Origin of the sequence: Hyphomicrobium sp. D-2 (assembly GCF_029872155.1) — a bacterium.
Classification (GTDB): domain Bacteria; phylum Pseudomonadota; class Alphaproteobacteria; order Rhizobiales; family Hyphomicrobiaceae; genus Hyphomicrobium_A.
Genome location: NZ_JARXLA010000004.1, coordinates 302,410 through 319,675, shown reverse-complemented (window position 1 = coordinate 319,675; position 17,266 = coordinate 302,410). Strand labels below are relative to the sequence as shown.

The window sequence follows — 17,266 nt, the reverse complement described above, 5'->3', positions numbered from 1 at the left end:
CAATTGTGTGAGGGGCTTAAAGCACCGGAACGAGCCGCCACCGGGCCTGTCCCGCGCCAAGCCATACGCCCTGGCGAACCGGCACCTGATCGGCTTTTCAGCCCTTGAGTTGCATAAGGCTATTCAGCCGATTTTCTGACTTTGCGGCCAACATTGCTAACGCGCTTGCGGGCCTTGCCCCCGTTACCGCCATTACATGACGGTTCGGCGGTACGGTCATCTTCCAGCGCTTTGAGAGCCGCCGCCGCATTCCAGAACTCACCCACTGCGCGACGCAGACGTTTCGGTCCCGCCGCAAACAGCCGTTGGCCCCGTGCATGGGCTTCTACGCGCAGAGCTTGCTGTGCATCCCTAGCCTTGGCCACAATCAACACGCGGCCTTTTTCATCCACATCGGTTGTTGCATCGGACTGCAGAAAGGCAACCACGACGGCCAGATCGTGATCATCGCCAAGCAACTGCGACAAAGCCCGCGCCTCAGCCGCCCGCGCGCCCAGATAAGCCGGCCATGCCGGCGCAAGCAGCAGCATCTGGCGCCAGTGCGTCTGCGCGCCCTTGCGCCATTCGTGGAACGCCTCATCATCGCCGCTGCGATAGGCTTCAGCAAACGCGAGACGGGCGCGGCGATAGGATTGCTCCAAACCTGCACCGACGACATCGAACTGGCTACCGGCGAACTTCAGCGCTTCAAGGCGAGCCTTCGCATCATCGAGCAATGCATCGGCCCGCTTGATCGCCAATCGCGTTTGCTGAGGATCGCTTGCTTCACTATTGCCAGCGATGCACTCGCACACTTCGGCGATAAGCGAGCGCGGTTCGATCTGCGCTTCAGCGCCTAGTGTCTTCAACGTCTCCGCCAGCACGAAACAATCGCGCGCGCCGGAAAGCGACAGGCCTATATCGCGAAGAAAAGCGTTCTCACTTTTGAAGGTTTTTTCACCAATCGAAGGCCGCACCAGCCGCAGCAGCGCACGCAGCCGCTTTATCGATTTGCGCGCCTCGTGCACGGCGACGGATTGCTCGTCTGCGGTACGCAGAATTTGCTGCGCGCGTGCAATCTGCTCAGCGACGATGCGCTGAAAGCCATCTTCAATGCGTTCTGTGGGTTTGAAGCGAAACGCCATGCATCACCGTTCGTCTGCACTCTGTTCTGCAATGGATATCGATGCAGTTGTCGCGCGCATTTGATGCTGCGATCACTTTAGAGGCAAGCAGTGTAAGCTCTGAACCTTAAGCCAACCGTTGACGCGTCGCCCACGCAAGCCAGGTTTCGATGCGTTTCTCAGGATGTTGCGCTGTCATAAAATCGGTAATGACAGCGACGCTATCAGCGCCCGCAGCCACGACGCCATCGGCCCGTTCCGGCGTAATGCCACCAATCGCAACCAGCGGCAGCGCCCCGATTCGCTGTTTCCATACGCCGATGCGATCCAACCCCTGCGGCTGCCATTTCATCGCCTTCAGCTTCGTCTCGTAGATCGGACCAAGCGCAATGTAGTCAGGCCCGGCTGCGAGTGCGATATCCAGCTCTTCAATGGAGTGGGTCGAAATGCCGATGCGAATGCCAGCAGCTTTGATCGCGGCAACGTCAGCGGCGGTTAGGTCTTCCTGCCCGAGGTGCACATAGTCCGCACCCGCAGCAATCGCCTCGCGCCAATAGTCGTTCACGATCAGCTGGCATCCATAGCGCCGCGCAATCGCAAGCGTGGCTTCGATCTGCTGCAGAACATCCGCCGACGCCGCATCCTTGATGCGCAGTTGCAGCGTACGCACACCCAGCGAAATGACACGCGCCGCCCAGGCGGCATCCGGCACGATGGGATAGAAAACATCTGGCTGCGAAATTGATGGCGCATTTTTCGGATCAGTCACGGCTCAGGCACCATCCTTGCGTAGATCAAAAAAAGGCGTACCGACCACCGGGGTCGATGGCTGAGCCATATCGCGCACGCCCATGAGGCCAGCTTCATAGGCGGTGCGACCGGCTTCAATCGCCTGCGCGAACGCGCGCGCCATGCGCACAGGATCGGCAGCCTTTGCAATCGCGGTGTTCAGAAGCACGCCATCAAAGCCCATTTCCATTGCCTGCGCGGCGTGGGACGGCGCACCGATGCCGGCGTCGATAATCAACGGCACATCGGGAAAATAGGCGCGCATGCTACGCAGCGCATAGGGGTTGGCAAGACCGCGCCCGGTGCCAATCGGCGCGCCCCACGGCATCAGCACGCGGCAACCGGCGGCAAGCAACCGATCCGCCACCGAAAGATCTTCCGTCGTGTACGGCAGCACGTTGAAGCCATCGGCACACAGCGTCCGCGCAGCATCAACGAGACCGAACACGTCCGGCTGCAACGTGTCGTCGTTGGCGATCACCTCAAGCTTCAGCCACGGCGTATCGAACAGCTCGCGCGCCATGTGCGCAGTGGTGACGGCCTCTTTTACCGTGTGACATCCTGCGGTGTTGGGCAGAACGCGAACACCGAGATCGGCAATGAGCTGCAAAAACCGCTCACCGGTGCGCCCACGCGCCTGCTCCCGCCGCAGCGAAACCGTTACGATGCCTGCGCCTGACGCTTCAACCGCTTCGGCCAGAACTTGCGGCGAAGGATATTGCGCTGTGCCGATCAGCATGCGCGAAGACAAAGCCTCGCCATACAGCGTCAGCGCGCTGCGTTCAGCCGCCGCCTTGATGTCCATCCCGGTTGAAGGTGCGTTCATGGTTGCGTGGCCTCAGCCGCCGTGGCGTGCGGAAAGAATTTCAATGCGGTCTCCCGCCTGCAAACGTGTTTCGGCGCGCGCGCGTTCGGGAATGAAATCACCGTTGCGCGCAGTGGCAATGCGCACATCCGCCAGGCCGCGCTCCGCCACCAGATCGAGCAACGTCGGCGCGGCGGTCGCCGTCGCCTCACCGTTCACAACGATCTCAACCGCGCAGCCAGTGTCGCCTCGATCATCAATACTTGCGTCCATCGCCAGTCTCCCGGGCAACTTCGCCTAACCCGATATGCGGATATATAGGAACGGAGCCGGTTTAATACCGCATCGACGGCAAATCCAGCCCGCATCCAGCGCCGCACTCAAACCCGCAACAGTGCACCCGTGCGGCCATCAGCCAGATAATCCGCCACCGTGCGCGCCAGAACCGGGCCAAGCAGAAAGCCATGCCGATAGGCGCCATTTACGAATATGCGCCGCCCCCCATCGCGCACGATCGCGCGCGGCACGTTATCGGGAAACGCGGGCCTCACGCCTGCTCCAAAGGCCAGAATCTCAGCCTCGGCGAACGCCGGATGCACCGCATAGGCACCGCCCAGAAGCTCCAGCGCAGAGCGCACGCTCATCGCGCCGGACTCTTCGCTTTCGATAACGGTGGCACCAATCATGTACAGCCCGTCGCCCCACGGCACGACATAAAGCGGAATGCGCGGATGCAGGAACTGCACCGGCCGCGATAGCGTGACGTCATTGGAGCGGATCAACACGCGCTCGCCGCGTACACCGCGCAGATCGGGCAGGTGATCGCGTGCCGCCATACCGCGACAATCGATGACCACATCGGCGGCGTCGTGGCCGTCAGTGTCAACGCCAGCGCCAACACCGAATACAATCTCGGCACCCGCCTGACGCGCTTCATCCAGCAAAAACTGCAACGCATCTGGCGCAGACATGTGTGCTTCGTCGGCAAAGAACAGCGCGCCGTTGAAACGCCCGGCAAGATCGGGCTCGCGCTCAGCCAGTTCGTCGGCGCGCAACAAGCCGTGGCCTTGTGTGCGGTGTGCGAAACGTTCCAGTTCACCCTGATCGCGCGGGCTCGCCATCACCAGGCTGCCGTTACAGCACAACTGCGGATAAAGCGCACGCCAGAGCGCGACGCCTTCAAGGCCCAGTTCGCGCAGCATGGCCGGCGCTGTTTCCGCCTCACGCTCCGGCGCCAGCATCACACCGCCATAGAGACTGGCAGCCGCTGCAAATGGCTCAGCGCTGCTTTCCAGCAGACGCACCCGATGGCCCGCCCGCGCGAGGGTCAGCGCCTGCCAGAGACCCAGAACCCCGGCACCGAGCACCGTAATGGAACGCGTCATGCTCAATCTCCGAGTGCGGCGCCTTCACGGCGGATATCGGCCGCACCCTCAAGCTGGCCATTGCGCTGACCAACGATATGCACACCCGATGTCATGAGCGAAGGCAAAATGGCATGCCCAAACGGCCGCAACGCCAGAGCCAATGGCACCGCACGCCAACCCACTTCCAGCTCAAGCGCATGCCCCTGGCTGCCGAAGTTCAACAGGTCTGCCGCCTGCTGTGCATCCATGCGCCAGTCGATCATCGCGATCAGCGTCTTCAGCACATACAGGATGATGCGGCTGCCACCGGGCGAACCCAGCACGGCTTCAACGTTGCGCTGCGCGTCGAACACGATAGTGGGCGACATGGACGATCGCGGCCGTTTACCCGGCCCCACCGCATTGGCAGCCGGCTGGCCATCGGCATCAACCGGACGCAACGAAAAATCCGTCAGCTCATTGTTAAGCAGAAAACCCGCTGCCCAGTTATGCGAACCGAAAGCGCCTTCGATCGTGGTGGTCATCGACAGCGCGTTGCCGTCCGCATCGATGATGGAGATGTGGCTGGTGCCTGCGCGCTCAACCGTTGCATCAACGCCGAATGACTGCCTCTCCGATCCCGGTGGCTTGCCTGCGGGCGGACGATCGGCGGCATTTTTCGGATCGATCAGCTTGCGGCGCTCCGCCAGATACGCCTCGTCCAGCATGCCCTCGGGAACGTGCACGAATTCAGGATCGCCGATGTAACGATTGCGATCGGCAAAGGCGAGCTTCTGCGCTTCAGCAATCAGATGCACAGCCGGCGCACCTAGCGCCACATCCGGCGAATTGCCCAGATTGAACGGCTCAATCAGCTTCAGCGTTTGCGCCACCGCGATGCCGCCCGACGAAGGCGCGCCAACGCCGCACACCTCATAGGTCCGATAGGTGATGCACAGCGGCGCGCGCTGCTTGACCTGATAATTGCTCAGATCCTCCAGCGTCATGCCGCCGGCAGCGATCGGCGCAGAAGCCACCGCATCGACAATCGCCTGCGCTATCTCACCGCTGTAAAACGCTTCCGATCCATCCGCTGCGATCGCGCGCAGTGTTTTAGCAAATTCGGGATTCTTGAGCAGGTGTCCCACCGGCACCGGTGCACCATCCTCGGTAAAAAAATACCGCCGCGCTGCGGGCACAAAGCTGTCGGCGCCTTCGAGATGCAGCAGCAGATTAAGCCGCGGCGAAACCTCAAAGCCTTCCTCGGCAAGGCGGATCGCGGGCTCGAACAGCTTCGCCCACGGCAGCTTGCCGTGCTGGCGATGGGTGTCTTCCAGCAGACGCACAATTCCTGGCACGCCGATGCTCAAGCCGGAGCGCACTGCCTCACCAAACGGCATCGGTTTGCCGTCCTTCATGAAGCGATCCGGTTCGGCCGATGCCGGGGCGGTTTCGCGGCCGTCATAAACCTGCAGCGACGCCTTCGCCTTGTCCCAATAGAGAATGAACGCCCCGCCGCCGATGCCGCTCGATTGCGGCTCGACGATGTTGAGCACGAGCTGCGTTGCAATGGCGGCGTCGATAGCCGAGCCGCCCTGGCGCAGCATCTCGCGCCCTGCCTCGGCGGCGCGCGCGTTGGCCGCCGAAACCATGTGGCGCGTTGCAGCTGCCAGTTTGTGGCGGCCATACCCCGATGCCGCCTCGGGCTGGCTGCGCGGATCGAGCAACTGGGCCACGGCCGCACTGGGCATCGCCATCATGGCGATGCCGACGCCGATCCAGACGGCAGCCGCCCAACTCAAACCGTACCGTCGCAGGGCAACGCCTGCGCGGCCAACCAAAGTCTGAGTTCCGGAGCGAGCAATCATTGGCATTCGATGGGCCTAACAAGGATGCGAGGAAGGGGGAGTTGTTCATCAACTTCGGCCATGATCCCGCAGAGCACAATCCGCATTCGCGCGACGTTCAAAGAGAGCAGGGCATGGCACGTAGACAATTAGCTTACCGATATCTGCCGGGCCTGTGTCTTGGCCTGATGCTGGTCGGTCTGGCAACCCTGGGCGAAAGGAGCATTGCCCGCGAGGCCAACGCTCCTGCGCACGCGGGCGAGAGCGTAACCACCCTGCTCAATACGGCGCAAACGGTGATTGGTCAGGCCATCGCCTATCCAGAACAGCGCCCCGCGCATGTAACCGCAGTCATCGTAACCATGCAGCCCGGTGAGACAACCGGCTGGCACCAGCACGACGTGCCCATGTTCGGATACATATTGGAGGGCGAGGTTACCGTCGACTACGGCGCGCAGGGCACCCGGACGTACCGTCAGGGCGACGCCGTCATGGAAGCGATGGATTGGCCCCACAGCGGCCGCAACTCCGGCGGCATTCCGGCTCGGATTCTTGCGGTATTCATGGGCGCCGATGGCGTGCCGAATACCGAAAAGGCGCCGTCTCCTAGCGAAACCGACCCCCTAAAATCCGTGCCGCCGGCCTCCCGGCACTAGGTGGCGCGGATGGCCCTTAGCCCATCCGACGGTGCGGATCACCGGAACGGCGAAGGGGGCTCGCCGCGCCGGTGACCGAGTACCTCAGACCCTACTGACGCAACCGATTACGCAAACCCGCACTGGGCCAGACACTGCTTGCGAGACCAACGGAAGCGGCCGAACGGGGTGGGGGATAGGCCGCCTGCTCCGATGAAACGCTCTCGCACCTTCAGGGACAACGGATACACCGCTGTTCTTTTTTTGTTCTAACCAATGTGTCCGCTGGCGTCAAGATCAAAAAGGGAACAAACCCATTCGCACTCGCCGCGAAAAATATGTCTGCGCCGCCGTCCCAAGCTTCTCCACAGGATACCCCTTGACCCGATTCGAATCGTGCGACGCACCGAAGCGCCCCGCCTCCTGCTTCAGCCATCGGAGCAATTCGCCAATGGAATCAGGCGCAAAAGCGTGCGCCAAAGAACACACCGCCCACGGAATAGCTGGCCGAAGGCCCCGCCAAATTGTGTTCAAAGTGTGAGTGTGGCCGGTGTGCCCTGCCGCAAAAAATGAGACTGCGATAAACCTAGCATTCACCAACTGGCCGCATCCTTAAGCGCATCCCGCTTAGCCCTCCCCCAATTTCAGGAGCCCCTCAGAAATGCTCTGCCGCCGTCTGATGAGTTCTGTTGCTGTAGCCGCGTCAACGCTGCTCGCTCCCCTCGCTGCTCCGTCGGCACAGGCTCAAAGCCTGTTCGAATTTTTATGGGGTGGCGGCAAAGAGTGGGGCGGCAGCAAACAGACTGTAAGCTTCAATCCCAAATACACGTCTGGCCAGATCATCGTCAGCTTCGGTGACCGACGGCTTTATCTCATCACCAAGACGGGCACAGCGCTGAGCTACCCGATTGCGGTGCCGCGCGAGCAGAGCCGTTGGCAGGGCGCGACCAGCGTAACCAGCAAGCGCGAAAATCCGTCGTGGCGCCCGACGCCGGAAATGCTGCGCGAAAATCCGCGCCTGCCGAGCTGGGTGCCCGGTGGCCATCCGCAGAACCCGCTGGGTGTGCGCGCGCTCTACCTCGGCTCCAGCCTCTATCGCATCCATGGCACCGACGCGCCTTGGACGATCGGGCAGGCTGTGTCGAAGGGTTGCATCCGCATGCTCAACGAGGACGTGCTGGATCTCTATCCGCGCATTCCGGTTGGCACCAAGGTGACCGTGACGTGGGAGCGCTTCAACGGCCAGACGTTCGCTTCCAGCGATGAAGCCCCTGATCCACGGCCGGTAGCACCGCTGCGCACGGCCCGCTCGGAAGGTACGCCACCGGCATATCGTCCGGCTGCGCGCCCCGTACGCAACCTCGCTCCTTCTGCTGCGGCGCAAGCTGAAGCGATGGGTGCCGACATCGACAGCCGTCCGCTGGATCAGCCGAAGCCCGTCAAGCTTCCGAAGCGCAAGCCTGGAAGCGGTTTCCCGCTGCCTGCTGCCGCTGCCGGAAGACACGCTGGCAATCGCCGAACGCGCCGCTGCCACCGCAGCCCGCGCTGCCGAAGCTGCAAAGCGCGCTGCCGAGGCCGCGAAGAAGGCGGCTGAGGCTGCCCGGCGTGCTTCCACCGATCATGCTGAGGAAGAAAAGAGCGCTGCTCTCTGAGTCCTCTCTCAAACCAAACAAACAAAAAGGCAGCGCTCTAGCGCTGCCTTTTTTATTGTCCTCATCAGGCGGAATTAGACCCGGATAATGTGAACCTGCGTGTCGGCTGGTCTGCTGCCCGACGCTGGTTTAGCTCCGTTGCCAGGGCCGGTGATCTAAGCAAATGCCCGAACACCGGTAACACTCACCCGCGTGGCTCATCCCGTTCATGACGATTGCCAATCGACTTAACCTCAGCCTTCACTAGCCGCGTTTGCCAGGCATCGATTGAGATCCGCCGCGAGATTGCGCATCAGCTTTTCGTAAAGGTCAGGCCCCGGTTTCAGCAGCATTCCCTCCGGATCCAGCGTGCCGGACCGCGCATCCGTGCCCTCAATCACTGCCTCGACGAGCCGCGGCTGATACATCGGCTCGGCAAAGACACATGCGGCCTTCAGCGAACGGATACGCCGACGCAACTCCGACAGGCGCTTCGCGCTCGGGCGCACATCCGGGCTGACGGTGATCGAGCCAACCGCGTTGAGCGCGAAACGAACATCGAAATACTGATAGGCGTCGTGGAACACGATGAACGGGCGATCCTTTACCGCGCGCAGGTCGCTCTCCAGTTCAGCTGCAAGCGCATCGATGCGCCCATGCGCGGCTTCTGCATTCACCGCAAACTTCGCGGCATGGGCCGGATAGTGCTTGCTCAGCACATCCGCGATGTAGCTCACGAGATGCTTGGCGTTCTGCGGATCAAGCCAGATGTGGCTGTCGCTCGACCCAACGTCATCGTGGCTGTGGTGATGCCCGTGATCGCTGTCGTGATGATGGGAATGCTCACCCGCGTGATCGTGTGGCTCGAACGTTCCGGTCTTGCGCCGGGGCAGCAGCTTCAGCCCCGGCGTGTCCATCAAGGTTACAAGCTCGACCGACGCTGGTAGCGCGCGCACCACTTTGCCGGTGAACGGCTCCAGCCATTCCGACACACGGAAAAACACGGTCGCGCGATTGATTGCGGCAACCTGTGATGGTTTGAGCGAAAAACTGTGCGGCGAGGCCGAACCTTCAACCAGCAGCGACGGCTGTCCTACGCCCTCCATGACCTGAGCAACGAGCGAATGGATGGGCTTGATGGTGACAACCACATCAAGAGGCGCTTCCGCCGACGTCACAGCATCGGGCGCGCCATCAGCTGCGTTGGCGGCGGCGATCGAGGACGCAAGGAAAGGCACAGCCACCAGAAGCCAGATCGCCGCAACCCGCAGTAGCATTGCCGCCAACGCACCGCGCAGGGACTCCGCATCGGCAGGGCGGCCACCTATATAATGGGGCATCGACCCCAGCGCGCAAACGCGCCCCGTCATGCTATAAATCCTGCTGTTGGCGTGATGTGATAATATCCGGGTGAAAGCTAGTGTACCGGACGCGACCACGCAACTGCCACGTTCCTGCACCATTCACATTCGCGATCATTGCGCATCGGCTAGCGTCGCCGATCCGTCTCCAGGAGAACAAGCTTTGCGCGCCGTCATTTCCGCCATGCCCGCCATTGTCGCGACAGTGCTTGCCGTCACGACCGCAATGTTTGGAACGTGGGATCGCGCCGCCGCGCATCCGCACGTCTGGGTGACGATGAAAGAGACGGTGCTCTACGAGAATGGCGCCATCGCTGGCCTCCAGCAGGCCTGGACGTTTGACGAGCTGTATACAGAGACCGCGATCGAGGGCCTCGACAAAAATGGCGACGGCAAATACTCGCGCGAGGAGTTGCAGGAACTGGCGCAGGTGAACATCGACGGCCTGAAGGAGTTCGACTACTTCATCAGCGCAAAACTCGGCGATGCCAATCTCACCTTTAAACCGCCGACCGACTATTGGCTCGAGCACACCGACGACGGCATCCTGACGCTGTTCTTCACTCTGCCGCTTGAAAAGCCGGTGCCCGCCGATGCCAAGGGCTTTTCATTCTCGGTGTTCGATTCCAGCTATTTCATCGCCTTCAATTTCGCTGAGGCGGACCCGATCAAGCTGGGCGCTGGCGCACCGTCCAACTGCAAGCCCGCCATCAGCGAGGCCCAGCCGGAACCGGACAACGACCTGCAAAACCTGAACGATGCTTTCTCCAGCGTCATGGGCGACGGTGGCACGGTAAACATCGGGTCTTCACGTGCTGTCGCAATTGAATGCGCAAAGTCATAACCGGCCCGCACTCTTTACGCGGTGCCGCTGCTGATAACGCCGTCACTGCACAGGGCGTTGTCAACCGTAGCACGATAGGTTTTGATGCCGCCATCTGCCGTCAGGGATGTGCTTACGATGGACCGCCGTGACTTCCTGAAATCGACGGGTGCTGCCGCCGCCGCATCGACATTGGCGGTCGGGCAATCCTTCGCAGCCGATCATCAGACCAGCACGCCAACGCCTGCTATCAATCGGGGCATCCGGCAACTACGCCTCGCGTTACCTTGGGCCGATGGATTTGCCGGCCCCGCCGATTGGGCCAACCGGCTCGCCCGCTCGATTGCGCTGCTCGGGCAAGGGCATCTGGAAGTGTCGCTTCAGTACAGCGCGGACGATGGCCTTGCAGCCGTGCAAAAGGGCGACGCGGATCTGTTCTTCGGCGACCTCAACGCACATTCTGGACAACATCGGGCCTTCAGCTTTTTCTCCGGCCTGCCAGGCGAATGCGGATTGCCGCCGCGCCTGCTCAACACCTGGCTCACGGCAGGCGGCGGGCATGAGCTGTGGGACGAACTGGGAGCGGAAGCAAATATCAAACCGCTGCTGTCCGCCCATACCGGTCCCACCAGTTACCTCATGGCCAGCAAGCGCATCGAAACGGTGAGTGCACTCGCTGAACACAAAATGCAGATCAACGGGCTGGGTGGCGATGTCGCGCGTGGTCTGGGGCTTGAGCCGGTCAACATGGCGCCAGCCCAAATCGCCGATGCAATCGCAAACGGCGGATTGCTCGCGGCTGAGTGCGGTGGCGCCATCGCAAGCTATGCCATCGGATTAACGCGCAGTGCTCCCTATTTCGCCGGCACCAGCATCAATCGCAACGGCATCGCTCTAGCGCTGGCGATCAACCTGCCGTTCTGGGAAAGCCTCCAGGATAGCGAACAGGCTGTGCTGACTGCCGCAGCGGCAAGCGAGTTCAATCAGTCGCTGGCGGAAGAAGAAGCCCATCGGCATCTGCTGCACCCTGCCCCCGATGTTGAATACATCTGGCCAATTGCGCAGGAATTGGACCACACCATCCGGCAGATCGCCGATGCTGTCGTTGCGCACGTTGCAGGCTCAGATGCCATCACAAGGCGCATCAACTACAGCTTCAATGCTTTCCGCCGTTCTGCTCGGCATAGTGAAAGCTTTATTGGCTAAATTATCTAACCACCCATTTTTTAACACTGTTTTTCAATTCGCGGCGACGGACAGCTGATTTGCTCAGCGTTACCGTAACGCACGCGATCAAGCACCGAATGATCTGGAAAGCACAACCGCACCCCGTTCGCGCGGACGCCGGTTTCCCGTTCGGCACTCTCCCCATTCTGGTTTGATGTCGTCAGTACGCCCACCCAATCGCGGACATCCCGCAAAGTAAGGAGCTAACGACATAAGCAATTCCAATGCAGCGGGCGTTCTGGTCATCGAACGTTGCGACGCTGAAGCGGACCGCATTTGCGCAACGCTGCGCGTTCTGTTCGGATATGCCGCCCTTATTGAGCACGCGAATACGCTAGATCGCGCCATCGATCGGGTCGCCGAGCAACCGCCTTCGCTTGTATTCATTGGCGACCTTGCGGCCGATGGCGAGCCGCATCAGGCACTGGCCGCGATCGCGCAGCTACGGAATGTGCGATTCACAGGCCCGATCGTTGTGGTCAGCAACTGGCTGACACAAGCGTATCGCGCCCGCCTTTTCACCGAAGGCGTCACCGATGCTTTCCACAAGGACGATCTTTGCAGCGATCGGATCAGCGAGGCGCTGCGACGCGCGCGTATAAGCAAATAAAATCGCCGGTTCGCAGAGCGCAGCAAGGCAATAAAAAACCCCGCAACTCACGGCGGGGTTTTCAGTTCTGTGTGTACTCCGGCGCCGAAATCAGCCGCAGCGGTGGCAGTATCAGGCGGCCTGCGCCGTTGCCGGGCTCGCAGCTTCAGCGAGATAGGCCATCGCTGCCAATACGCCGCCCTTGTTGTGCGGCACGCGAGCAAGCTCCAGACCCATTTCAACACCGGCCAGAGCACCCATGATCGTCAGCTCGTTGGTGTAACCAAGGTGAGCGATACGGAATGCCTTGCCTGCCAGCTTGTTGAGGCCGGTTCCGAGCGACATGTTGAAGTTCTCAAGCACGATCTTGCGGAACGCGTCGGAGTTGTGCCCCTCAGGCATCTCGACAGCCGTGACGACCGGCGAATAGCCGCGTGCATCCTGGCACCAGACCTCAAGTCCCCAGGCCTTGACGGCACGACGGGTCGCTTCGGCTAGGCGCTCATGGCGGGCAAAAACGTTGCTGAGGCCTTCCTCGTTCAGGATCGCGATCGTCTCAGCGAGGCCAAACAGCAGACCGATCGGGGGCGTATAGGGGAATGTGCCGGAGCCGTTGATGGCCAGCATGTCATCCCAGCTGAAATAGGCTCGCGCCAGTGTCGCCTTCTTGGAAGCAGCCAAAGCCTTCTGGCTGACTGCCGTGAAGGACAGGCCCGGCGGCAACATCAGGCCCTTTTGCGAGCCCGAAATGGTGATGTCGACGCCCCATTCGTCATGGCGGTAATCCATGGCGGCCAGCGAGGAGATGGTGTCGACCATCAGCAGCGCCGAATGACCGGCGGCATCCATCGCCTTGCGAATTTCGTCGATGTGGGTGCGGGCACCGGTGGACGTCTCGTTCTGCACCACGCACACAGCCTTGATCTGCTGTGTGCTGTCGGCGCGCAGACGGGCCTCAAGCGCATTCGCATCCGCACCGGAGCGCCAATCATTGGCGATGACTTCCGGCTTCAGGCCCATGCGTTCAGCCATCTTCGTCCAGAGGACTGCGAACTGCCCGGTTTCCATGACGATGATGTGGTCGCCAGGAGAAAGCGTGTTGGTCAGCGCAGCTTCCCAGGAGCCCGTGCCCGAGGACGGAAAGATGATAACCGGCTGCTGCGTTTTGAAGATGCCCTTGACGTCGGCAAACAGCTTCTGCCCAAATTCACAGAAAGCCGGGCCGCGATGATCCATCATCGACCGTGACATGGCATTGTGGACGCGCTCCGGCACCGGCGTAGGGCCCGGAATTTGCAGGAAATGTCGGCCGGCGTGATTGGCCATTGTCGTTCCCCTAGCAGCCCTGCGAACAATTCGCAGCTTTACCCACGGCACCAGCCTCGGCCAAAACCGAGCACGAGGCACCCGCGTGGGCTTTCTTTTGTCGGCGAAGTGCCAGCTATAGGTACGAAAGCAAACCGTCGTCAAGCCATGCCCATGGTTTGGGCCCTGCCAATACCCCCGACCGGGGGTGGGCAAACTGTAGCACCTTGCCCGGCCATGTCAGAGCCCATCCGAAACCGGTGAGCCAACTGCTGTCCCTGCGCTGATATTATCCTTGGCGGCCATCCATTCGTTGCCTAGCCAGAAACCTTACCGGGCAGCCGCCCAGGCGCACCGCCAGCGTGCTTTTTTGGCAAGCGGTTACCAATCGGGCATAGCGTGGCTCAACTCCGGGGTAAGATAACCGGATCTCTTCCGCACCCGTTGGAAAACTGATAGACGGGGCCCAGCCCCCGGCCGGATAATGTTCAACCGGCCGCCTCAAGCGGGTCAGACCCCAGGGAAACTATGGCCAAACCGATCTTTGTCCTCAACGGACCAAACCTTAACATGCTCGGGCTGCGCGAGCCGGCCATCTATGGCACGGACACCCTTGAGGATGTGCGCAAGCGGGCAGAGGCGCGGGCTGCAGCTTTGGGGCTCTCAATCGATTTCCGACAGTCGAACAGCGAAGGTGAGCTCGTTACCTGGATACAGGAGGCGCGTGACAACGCTGCAGCCATCATCCTGAACGCGGGCGCCTATTCACACACGTCGATTGCTATTCTGGATGCCCTGCAAGCGGCGGAATTGCCGGTTATCGAGGTGCATCTATCTAATCTGTTCCGCCGCGAACAATTCCGGCAGCATTCTTATGTAACGCTGGCAGCAAAGGGCCTCATTTGCGGGCTCGGCGCCAAGGGGTACGAGTTAGCCTTGGAAGCCCTCGCCGATTTACTGGCGCAGGCGCGTCGTGGCTAAAAGGACTGAGCGGAAAGACAAGCCGCACAAGAAGGAAAAGCGAAGCATGACGGCGAAGGATAAAGGCGATACGGCAGGTGACGAGCAGCGGGTAATCCGCCAGCTCGCCGAACTGTTGAATGAGACTGGCCTGAGTGAAATCGAGATCGAGAAAAGCGGGCTGAAAATCCGCGTCGCTCGCACCCTGAATGTCCAGTCAGTGGTCGCCGCTCCGGCAGCGGTCGCCGCTTCCGCTGGGGCTAGTGCTGCTCCGGCCAAGGCTGTGTCCGCCGATCCGGCCAAGCATCCCGGCGTCGTGAAATCGCCGATGGTTGGCACTGCCTACCGTTCGCCGGAGCCTGGCGCTGCATCATTCGTTGAGGTTGGTTCGCAGGTTACCCAGGGCGACACGCTCTTCATCATCGAAGCGATGAAGACCATGAACCAGATTCCTGCCCCCCACTCCGGCAAGGTGACCGCAGTTCTGATCGAAAATGGTCAGCCCGTTGAGTTCGGCGAACCACTCGTCATCATCGAATAAAGGGAGGCTGGCTGCGGGTGCTGGCCATAGCGGTGGACGGAGAAAAAACAGCTTCTTCCTGCCATCGCATTGATCCTGCCCGCCGCCCTGACATCGTATGTTCGACAAAGTCCTGATTGCAAACCGAGGTGAGATTGCACTGCGCATCCAGCGCGCTTGCAAGGAGCTCGGTATCGCCACCGTGGCCGTACATTCGACCGCCGATGCCGACGCCATGCATGTCCGCCTCGCCGACGAAAGTGTTTGTATCGGACCGCCTCCGGCCGCCGAGAGCTATCTGAACATCCCGCGCCTGCTGGCTGCCTGTGAAATCACCGGCGCCGACGCGGTTCATCCCGGCTATGGCTTCCTGTCGGAAAACGCCCGCTTCGCCGAGATCCTCGAAGAGCATCAGATCACCTTTATCGGCCCCACGTCCGAACATATCCGGATCATGGGCGACAAGATCGAGGCCAAGGAGACCGCCAAACGTCTTGGCATTCCGGTCGTGCCGGGCTCCGACGGCGCTGTCAACACCGAAGCCGAGGCAATGAAGGTTGCCAAGAGCATGGGCTTCCCCGTGCTTATCAAGGCATCAGCAGGCGGCGGTGGCCGCGGCATGAAGGTTGCGCACACCGCAGCCGACCTGGGCCTGGCGCTTTCAACGGCCCGCGCCGAAGCCAAGGCAGCCTTCGGCAACGATGCCGTCTATGTCGAGAAGTATCTCGGCAAACCGCGCCATATCGAAGTGCAGGTGTTCGGCGACGGACAGGGCAACGCCATCCATCTGGGCGAGCGCGATTGCTCGTTACAGCGCCGCCATCAGAAGGTGCTGGAAGAGGCGCCCTCACCGGCGCTCAACGCCGCCTCCCGCGCCAAGATCGGCGAGACGGTTGCCGATGCCATGCGCAAGCTGAAGTATCGCGGCGCCGGCACGGTGGAGTTCCTGTACGAGGACGGCGAGTTCTACTTCATCGAAATGAACACACGCCTGCAGGTGGAGCATCCGGTTACCGAGGCGATCACCGGCATCGATCTGGTGCTGGAGCAGATCCGCGTTGCTTCCGGCGCCAAGCTGTCGCTGACCCAGCAGGATGTAACGTTCTCGGGCCACGCCATCGAGTGCCGCATCAATGCGGAAAACCCGCGCACGTTCCGTCCCTCACCGGGCCAGATCACCTACTGGCATCCGCCGGGCGGCCTCGGCGTTCGCGTCGATTCCGGTGTCTATCAGGGCTATCGCATTCCGCCCTACTACGACAGCCTCATCGGCAAGCTGATCGTGCATGGCAAGACCCGCAATGAATGTCTGATGCGCCTGAAGCGCGCGCTGTCCGAATTCGTGATCGATGGCATCGAGACCACCATCCCGCTGTTCAACGATCTCATCCAGCAGGCCGACATCGCCAACGGCATGTACGACATCCACTGGCTGGAAAAATACCTCGCGCAAACGCCGTAATAAATTCCACCCATCGGGTGCGGCGAAGTCGGCAAGGGTTGTTTTCACGTCTGGCTGCTATACCTGATTAGGTACGGCAGATATGAGCCGTGAGACTTCAACTTCCGGACGTCATGGCTTCGCGCGACGACATTGCCATCGAAATTACACCGCAGGTGCTGCTGAAGGCATATACCTGCGGGATTTTTCCGATGGCCGAGAGCGCCGACGATCCGGCGCTGTTCTGGATCGAGCCGCAGCATCGCGGCATCCTGCCGTTAAATCGCATCCATGTTCCGAAGCGCCTGGCGCGCACGCTGCGCACCACGCACCTGAAGGTGAAGATCGATACCGACATCGATCGCGTGATCGACGGCTGTGCGGGCTCAAGGCCGGGCCGCCGGTCCACCTGGATCAACGACCGCATCCGCACGCTCTATCGCGAACTATTCAACCTTGGCCATTGCCATACGGTTGAAACCTGGGATGGCGACCGTCTCGTCGGCGGGTTGTATGGCGTAGCGCTGAACGGCGCCTTCTTCGGCGAAAGCATGTTCTCGTTCGAGCGTGATGCTTCAAAGATCGCGCTGCTGCATCTGGCAGCGCGGCTGATACACGGGCGCTTTCGCCTGCTCGATACGCAGTTCGTAACCGACCATTTGCGGCAGTTCGGCACCGTTGAACTTAACCGCGAAGAGTTTCATCGCGCGCTGGAACAGGCGCTCGATACCGATGCCGATTTCTTCGCGCTGCCGCTCGATGCGCAGCCGCAGCAGGTGCTCGATATTCTGGATCATGCGAACACAAAGAAAATGCGCTGACACTTTCCAGCGTCAGCGCATCCATGTTGCTTGATGATGCCAGGGCAGTTGCTCTGAGAGAGA

The 17,266-nt window shown here is 61.1% G+C and carries 16 protein-coding genes; 8 read left to right on the top strand and 8 right to left on the bottom strand.

Annotated features, from left to right (window positions below; translation table 11 throughout):
• Positions 1–119 precede the first annotated feature (119 nt).
• The 6 genes from QEZ49_RS09965 to ggt form a co-directional block, all read right to left on the bottom strand.
• Positions 120–1,124, bottom strand: coding sequence for a CHAD domain-containing protein (locus tag QEZ49_RS09965; protein WP_280386481.1), 1,005 nt, complete (start codon positions 1,122–1,124; stop codon positions 120–122).
• Positions 1,125–1,230: 106 nt separating this feature from the next.
• Positions 1,231–1,872: a thiamine phosphate synthase gene (locus QEZ49_RS09960; protein WP_280386479.1), complete on the bottom strand. Its 642-nt coding sequence runs from the start codon at positions 1,870–1,872 to the stop codon at positions 1,231–1,233.
• A 3-nt stretch (positions 1,873–1,875) separates the two neighbouring features.
• On the bottom strand, positions 1,876–2,697 hold the full coding sequence (locus tag QEZ49_RS09955) for a thiazole synthase (RefSeq protein WP_280386564.1): 822 nt from the start codon (positions 2,695–2,697) through the stop codon (positions 1,876–1,878).
• Between the two features lie 33 nt (positions 2,698–2,730).
• Positions 2,731–2,970 carry a sulfur carrier protein ThiS gene (thiS, locus tag QEZ49_RS09950; RefSeq protein ID WP_280386477.1) on the bottom strand — a complete coding sequence of 80 codons (240 nt, stop codon included), beginning with the start codon at positions 2,968–2,970 and terminating at the stop codon, positions 2,731–2,733.
• A gap of 107 nt (positions 2,971–3,077) precedes the next feature.
• Positions 3,078–4,082 carry an FAD-dependent oxidoreductase gene (locus QEZ49_RS09945; RefSeq protein WP_280386476.1) on the bottom strand — a complete coding sequence of 335 codons (1,005 nt, stop codon included), beginning with the start codon at positions 4,080–4,082 and terminating at the stop codon, positions 3,078–3,080.
• A 2-nt stretch (positions 4,083–4,084) separates the two neighbouring features.
• Positions 4,085–5,884, bottom strand: a complete 1,800-nt coding sequence (gene ggt, locus QEZ49_RS09940; protein WP_280386474.1) for a gamma-glutamyltransferase — start codon at positions 5,882–5,884, stop codon at positions 4,085–4,087.
• 140 nt (positions 5,885–6,024) lie between these two features.
• On the opposite strand from ggt, the gene QEZ49_RS09935 reads away from it, so the two are divergent.
• Both QEZ49_RS09935 and QEZ49_RS09930 read left to right on the top strand, forming a co-directional pair.
• Positions 6,025–6,546 carry a cupin domain-containing protein gene (locus tag QEZ49_RS09935; RefSeq protein ID WP_280386473.1) on the top strand — a complete coding sequence of 174 codons (522 nt, stop codon included), beginning with the start codon at positions 6,025–6,027 and terminating at the stop codon, positions 6,544–6,546.
• A gap of 640 nt (positions 6,547–7,186) precedes the next feature.
• On the top strand, positions 7,187–8,119 hold the full coding sequence (locus QEZ49_RS09930; protein ID WP_280386471.1) for a L,D-transpeptidase: 933 nt from the start codon (positions 7,187–7,189) through the stop codon (positions 8,117–8,119).
• Between the two features lie 291 nt (positions 8,120–8,410).
• Here the strand turns inward: QEZ49_RS09930 and QEZ49_RS09925 are convergent, their stop codons facing one another.
• On the bottom strand, positions 8,411–9,526 hold the full coding sequence (locus tag QEZ49_RS09925; RefSeq protein WP_280386469.1) for a zinc ABC transporter substrate-binding protein: 1,116 nt from the start codon (positions 9,524–9,526) through the stop codon (positions 8,411–8,413).
• 154 nt (positions 9,527–9,680) lie between these two features.
• Between QEZ49_RS09925 and QEZ49_RS09920 the strand changes: the two genes are divergently transcribed.
• Positions 9,681–10,361: a DUF1007 family protein gene (locus tag QEZ49_RS09920; RefSeq protein WP_280386467.1), complete on the top strand. Its 681-nt coding sequence runs from the start codon at positions 9,681–9,683 to the stop codon at positions 10,359–10,361.
• A gap of 117 nt (positions 10,362–10,478) precedes the next feature.
• Entirely contained in the window at positions 10,479–11,546 is a 1,068-nt protein-coding gene (locus QEZ49_RS09915) for a twin-arginine translocation signal domain-containing protein (RefSeq protein WP_280386465.1), read from the top strand.
• 742 nt (positions 11,547–12,288) lie between these two features.
• Here the strand turns inward: QEZ49_RS09915 and QEZ49_RS09910 are convergent.
• Positions 12,289–13,482: an aminotransferase class V-fold PLP-dependent enzyme gene (locus QEZ49_RS09910; RefSeq protein WP_280386463.1), complete on the bottom strand. Its 1,194-nt coding sequence runs from the start codon at positions 13,480–13,482 to the stop codon at positions 12,289–12,291.
• Between the two features lie 507 nt (positions 13,483–13,989).
• Between QEZ49_RS09910 and aroQ the strand changes: the two genes are divergently transcribed.
• From aroQ to aat, 4 genes are all read left to right on the top strand, one after another.
• Complete coding sequence (gene aroQ, locus QEZ49_RS09905; RefSeq protein ID WP_280386461.1) at positions 13,990–14,442, top strand: type II 3-dehydroquinate dehydratase; 453 nt, start codon at positions 13,990–13,992, stop codon at positions 14,440–14,442.
• Positions 14,443–14,488: 46 nt separating this feature from the next.
• Positions 14,489–14,962, top strand: coding sequence for an acetyl-CoA carboxylase biotin carboxyl carrier protein (gene accB / locus QEZ49_RS09900; protein ID WP_280386459.1), 474 nt, complete (start codon positions 14,489–14,491; stop codon positions 14,960–14,962).
• A 97-nt stretch (positions 14,963–15,059) separates the two neighbouring features.
• Positions 15,060–16,403 carry an acetyl-CoA carboxylase biotin carboxylase subunit gene (gene accC, locus QEZ49_RS09895; protein ID WP_280386457.1) on the top strand — a complete coding sequence of 448 codons (1,344 nt, stop codon included), beginning with the start codon at positions 15,060–15,062 and terminating at the stop codon, positions 16,401–16,403.
• 113 nt (positions 16,404–16,516) lie between these two features.
• Entirely contained in the window at positions 16,517–17,203 is a 687-nt protein-coding gene (aat, locus tag QEZ49_RS09890) for a leucyl/phenylalanyl-tRNA--protein transferase (protein ID WP_280386562.1), read from the top strand.
• Positions 17,204–17,266: the final 63 nt, after the last annotated feature.

Coding starts and splice junctions, on each gene's coding strand:
- QEZ49_RS09965 (WP_280386481.1), bottom strand. CDS start 1,124: ATGGCGTTTCGCTTCAAACCCACAGAACGCATTGAAGATGGCTTTCAG.
- QEZ49_RS09955 (WP_280386564.1), bottom strand. CDS start 2,697: ATGGACATCAAGGCGGCGGCTGAACGCAGCGCGCTGACGCTGTATGGC.
- thiS (WP_280386477.1), bottom strand. CDS start 2,970: ATGGACGCAAGTATTGATGATCGAGGCGACACTGGCTGCGCGGTTGAG.
- QEZ49_RS09945 (WP_280386476.1), bottom strand. CDS start 4,082: ATGACGCGTTCCATTACGGTGCTCGGTGCCGGGGTTCTGGGTCTCTGG.
- QEZ49_RS09935 (WP_280386473.1), top strand. CDS start 6,025: ATGGCACGTAGACAATTAGCTTACCGATATCTGCCGGGCCTGTGTCTT.
- QEZ49_RS09930 (WP_280386471.1), top strand. CDS start 7,187: ATGCTCTGCCGCCGTCTGATGAGTTCTGTTGCTGTAGCCGCGTCAACG.
- QEZ49_RS09925 (WP_280386469.1), bottom strand. CDS start 9,526: ATGACGGGGCGCGTTTGCGCGCTGGGGTCGATGCCCCATTATATAGGT.
- QEZ49_RS09915 (WP_280386465.1), top strand. CDS start 10,479: ATGGACCGCCGTGACTTCCTGAAATCGACGGGTGCTGCCGCCGCCGCA.
- QEZ49_RS09910 (WP_280386463.1), bottom strand. CDS start 13,482: ATGGCCAATCACGCCGGCCGACATTTCCTGCAAATTCCGGGCCCTACG.
- aroQ (WP_280386461.1), top strand. CDS start 13,990: ATGGCCAAACCGATCTTTGTCCTCAACGGACCAAACCTTAACATGCTC.
- accB (WP_280386459.1), top strand. CDS start 14,489: ATGACGGCGAAGGATAAAGGCGATACGGCAGGTGACGAGCAGCGGGTA.
- accC (WP_280386457.1), top strand. CDS start 15,060: ATGTTCGACAAAGTCCTGATTGCAAACCGAGGTGAGATTGCACTGCGC.
- aat (WP_280386562.1), top strand. CDS start 16,517: ATGGCTTCGCGCGACGACATTGCCATCGAAATTACACCGCAGGTGCTG.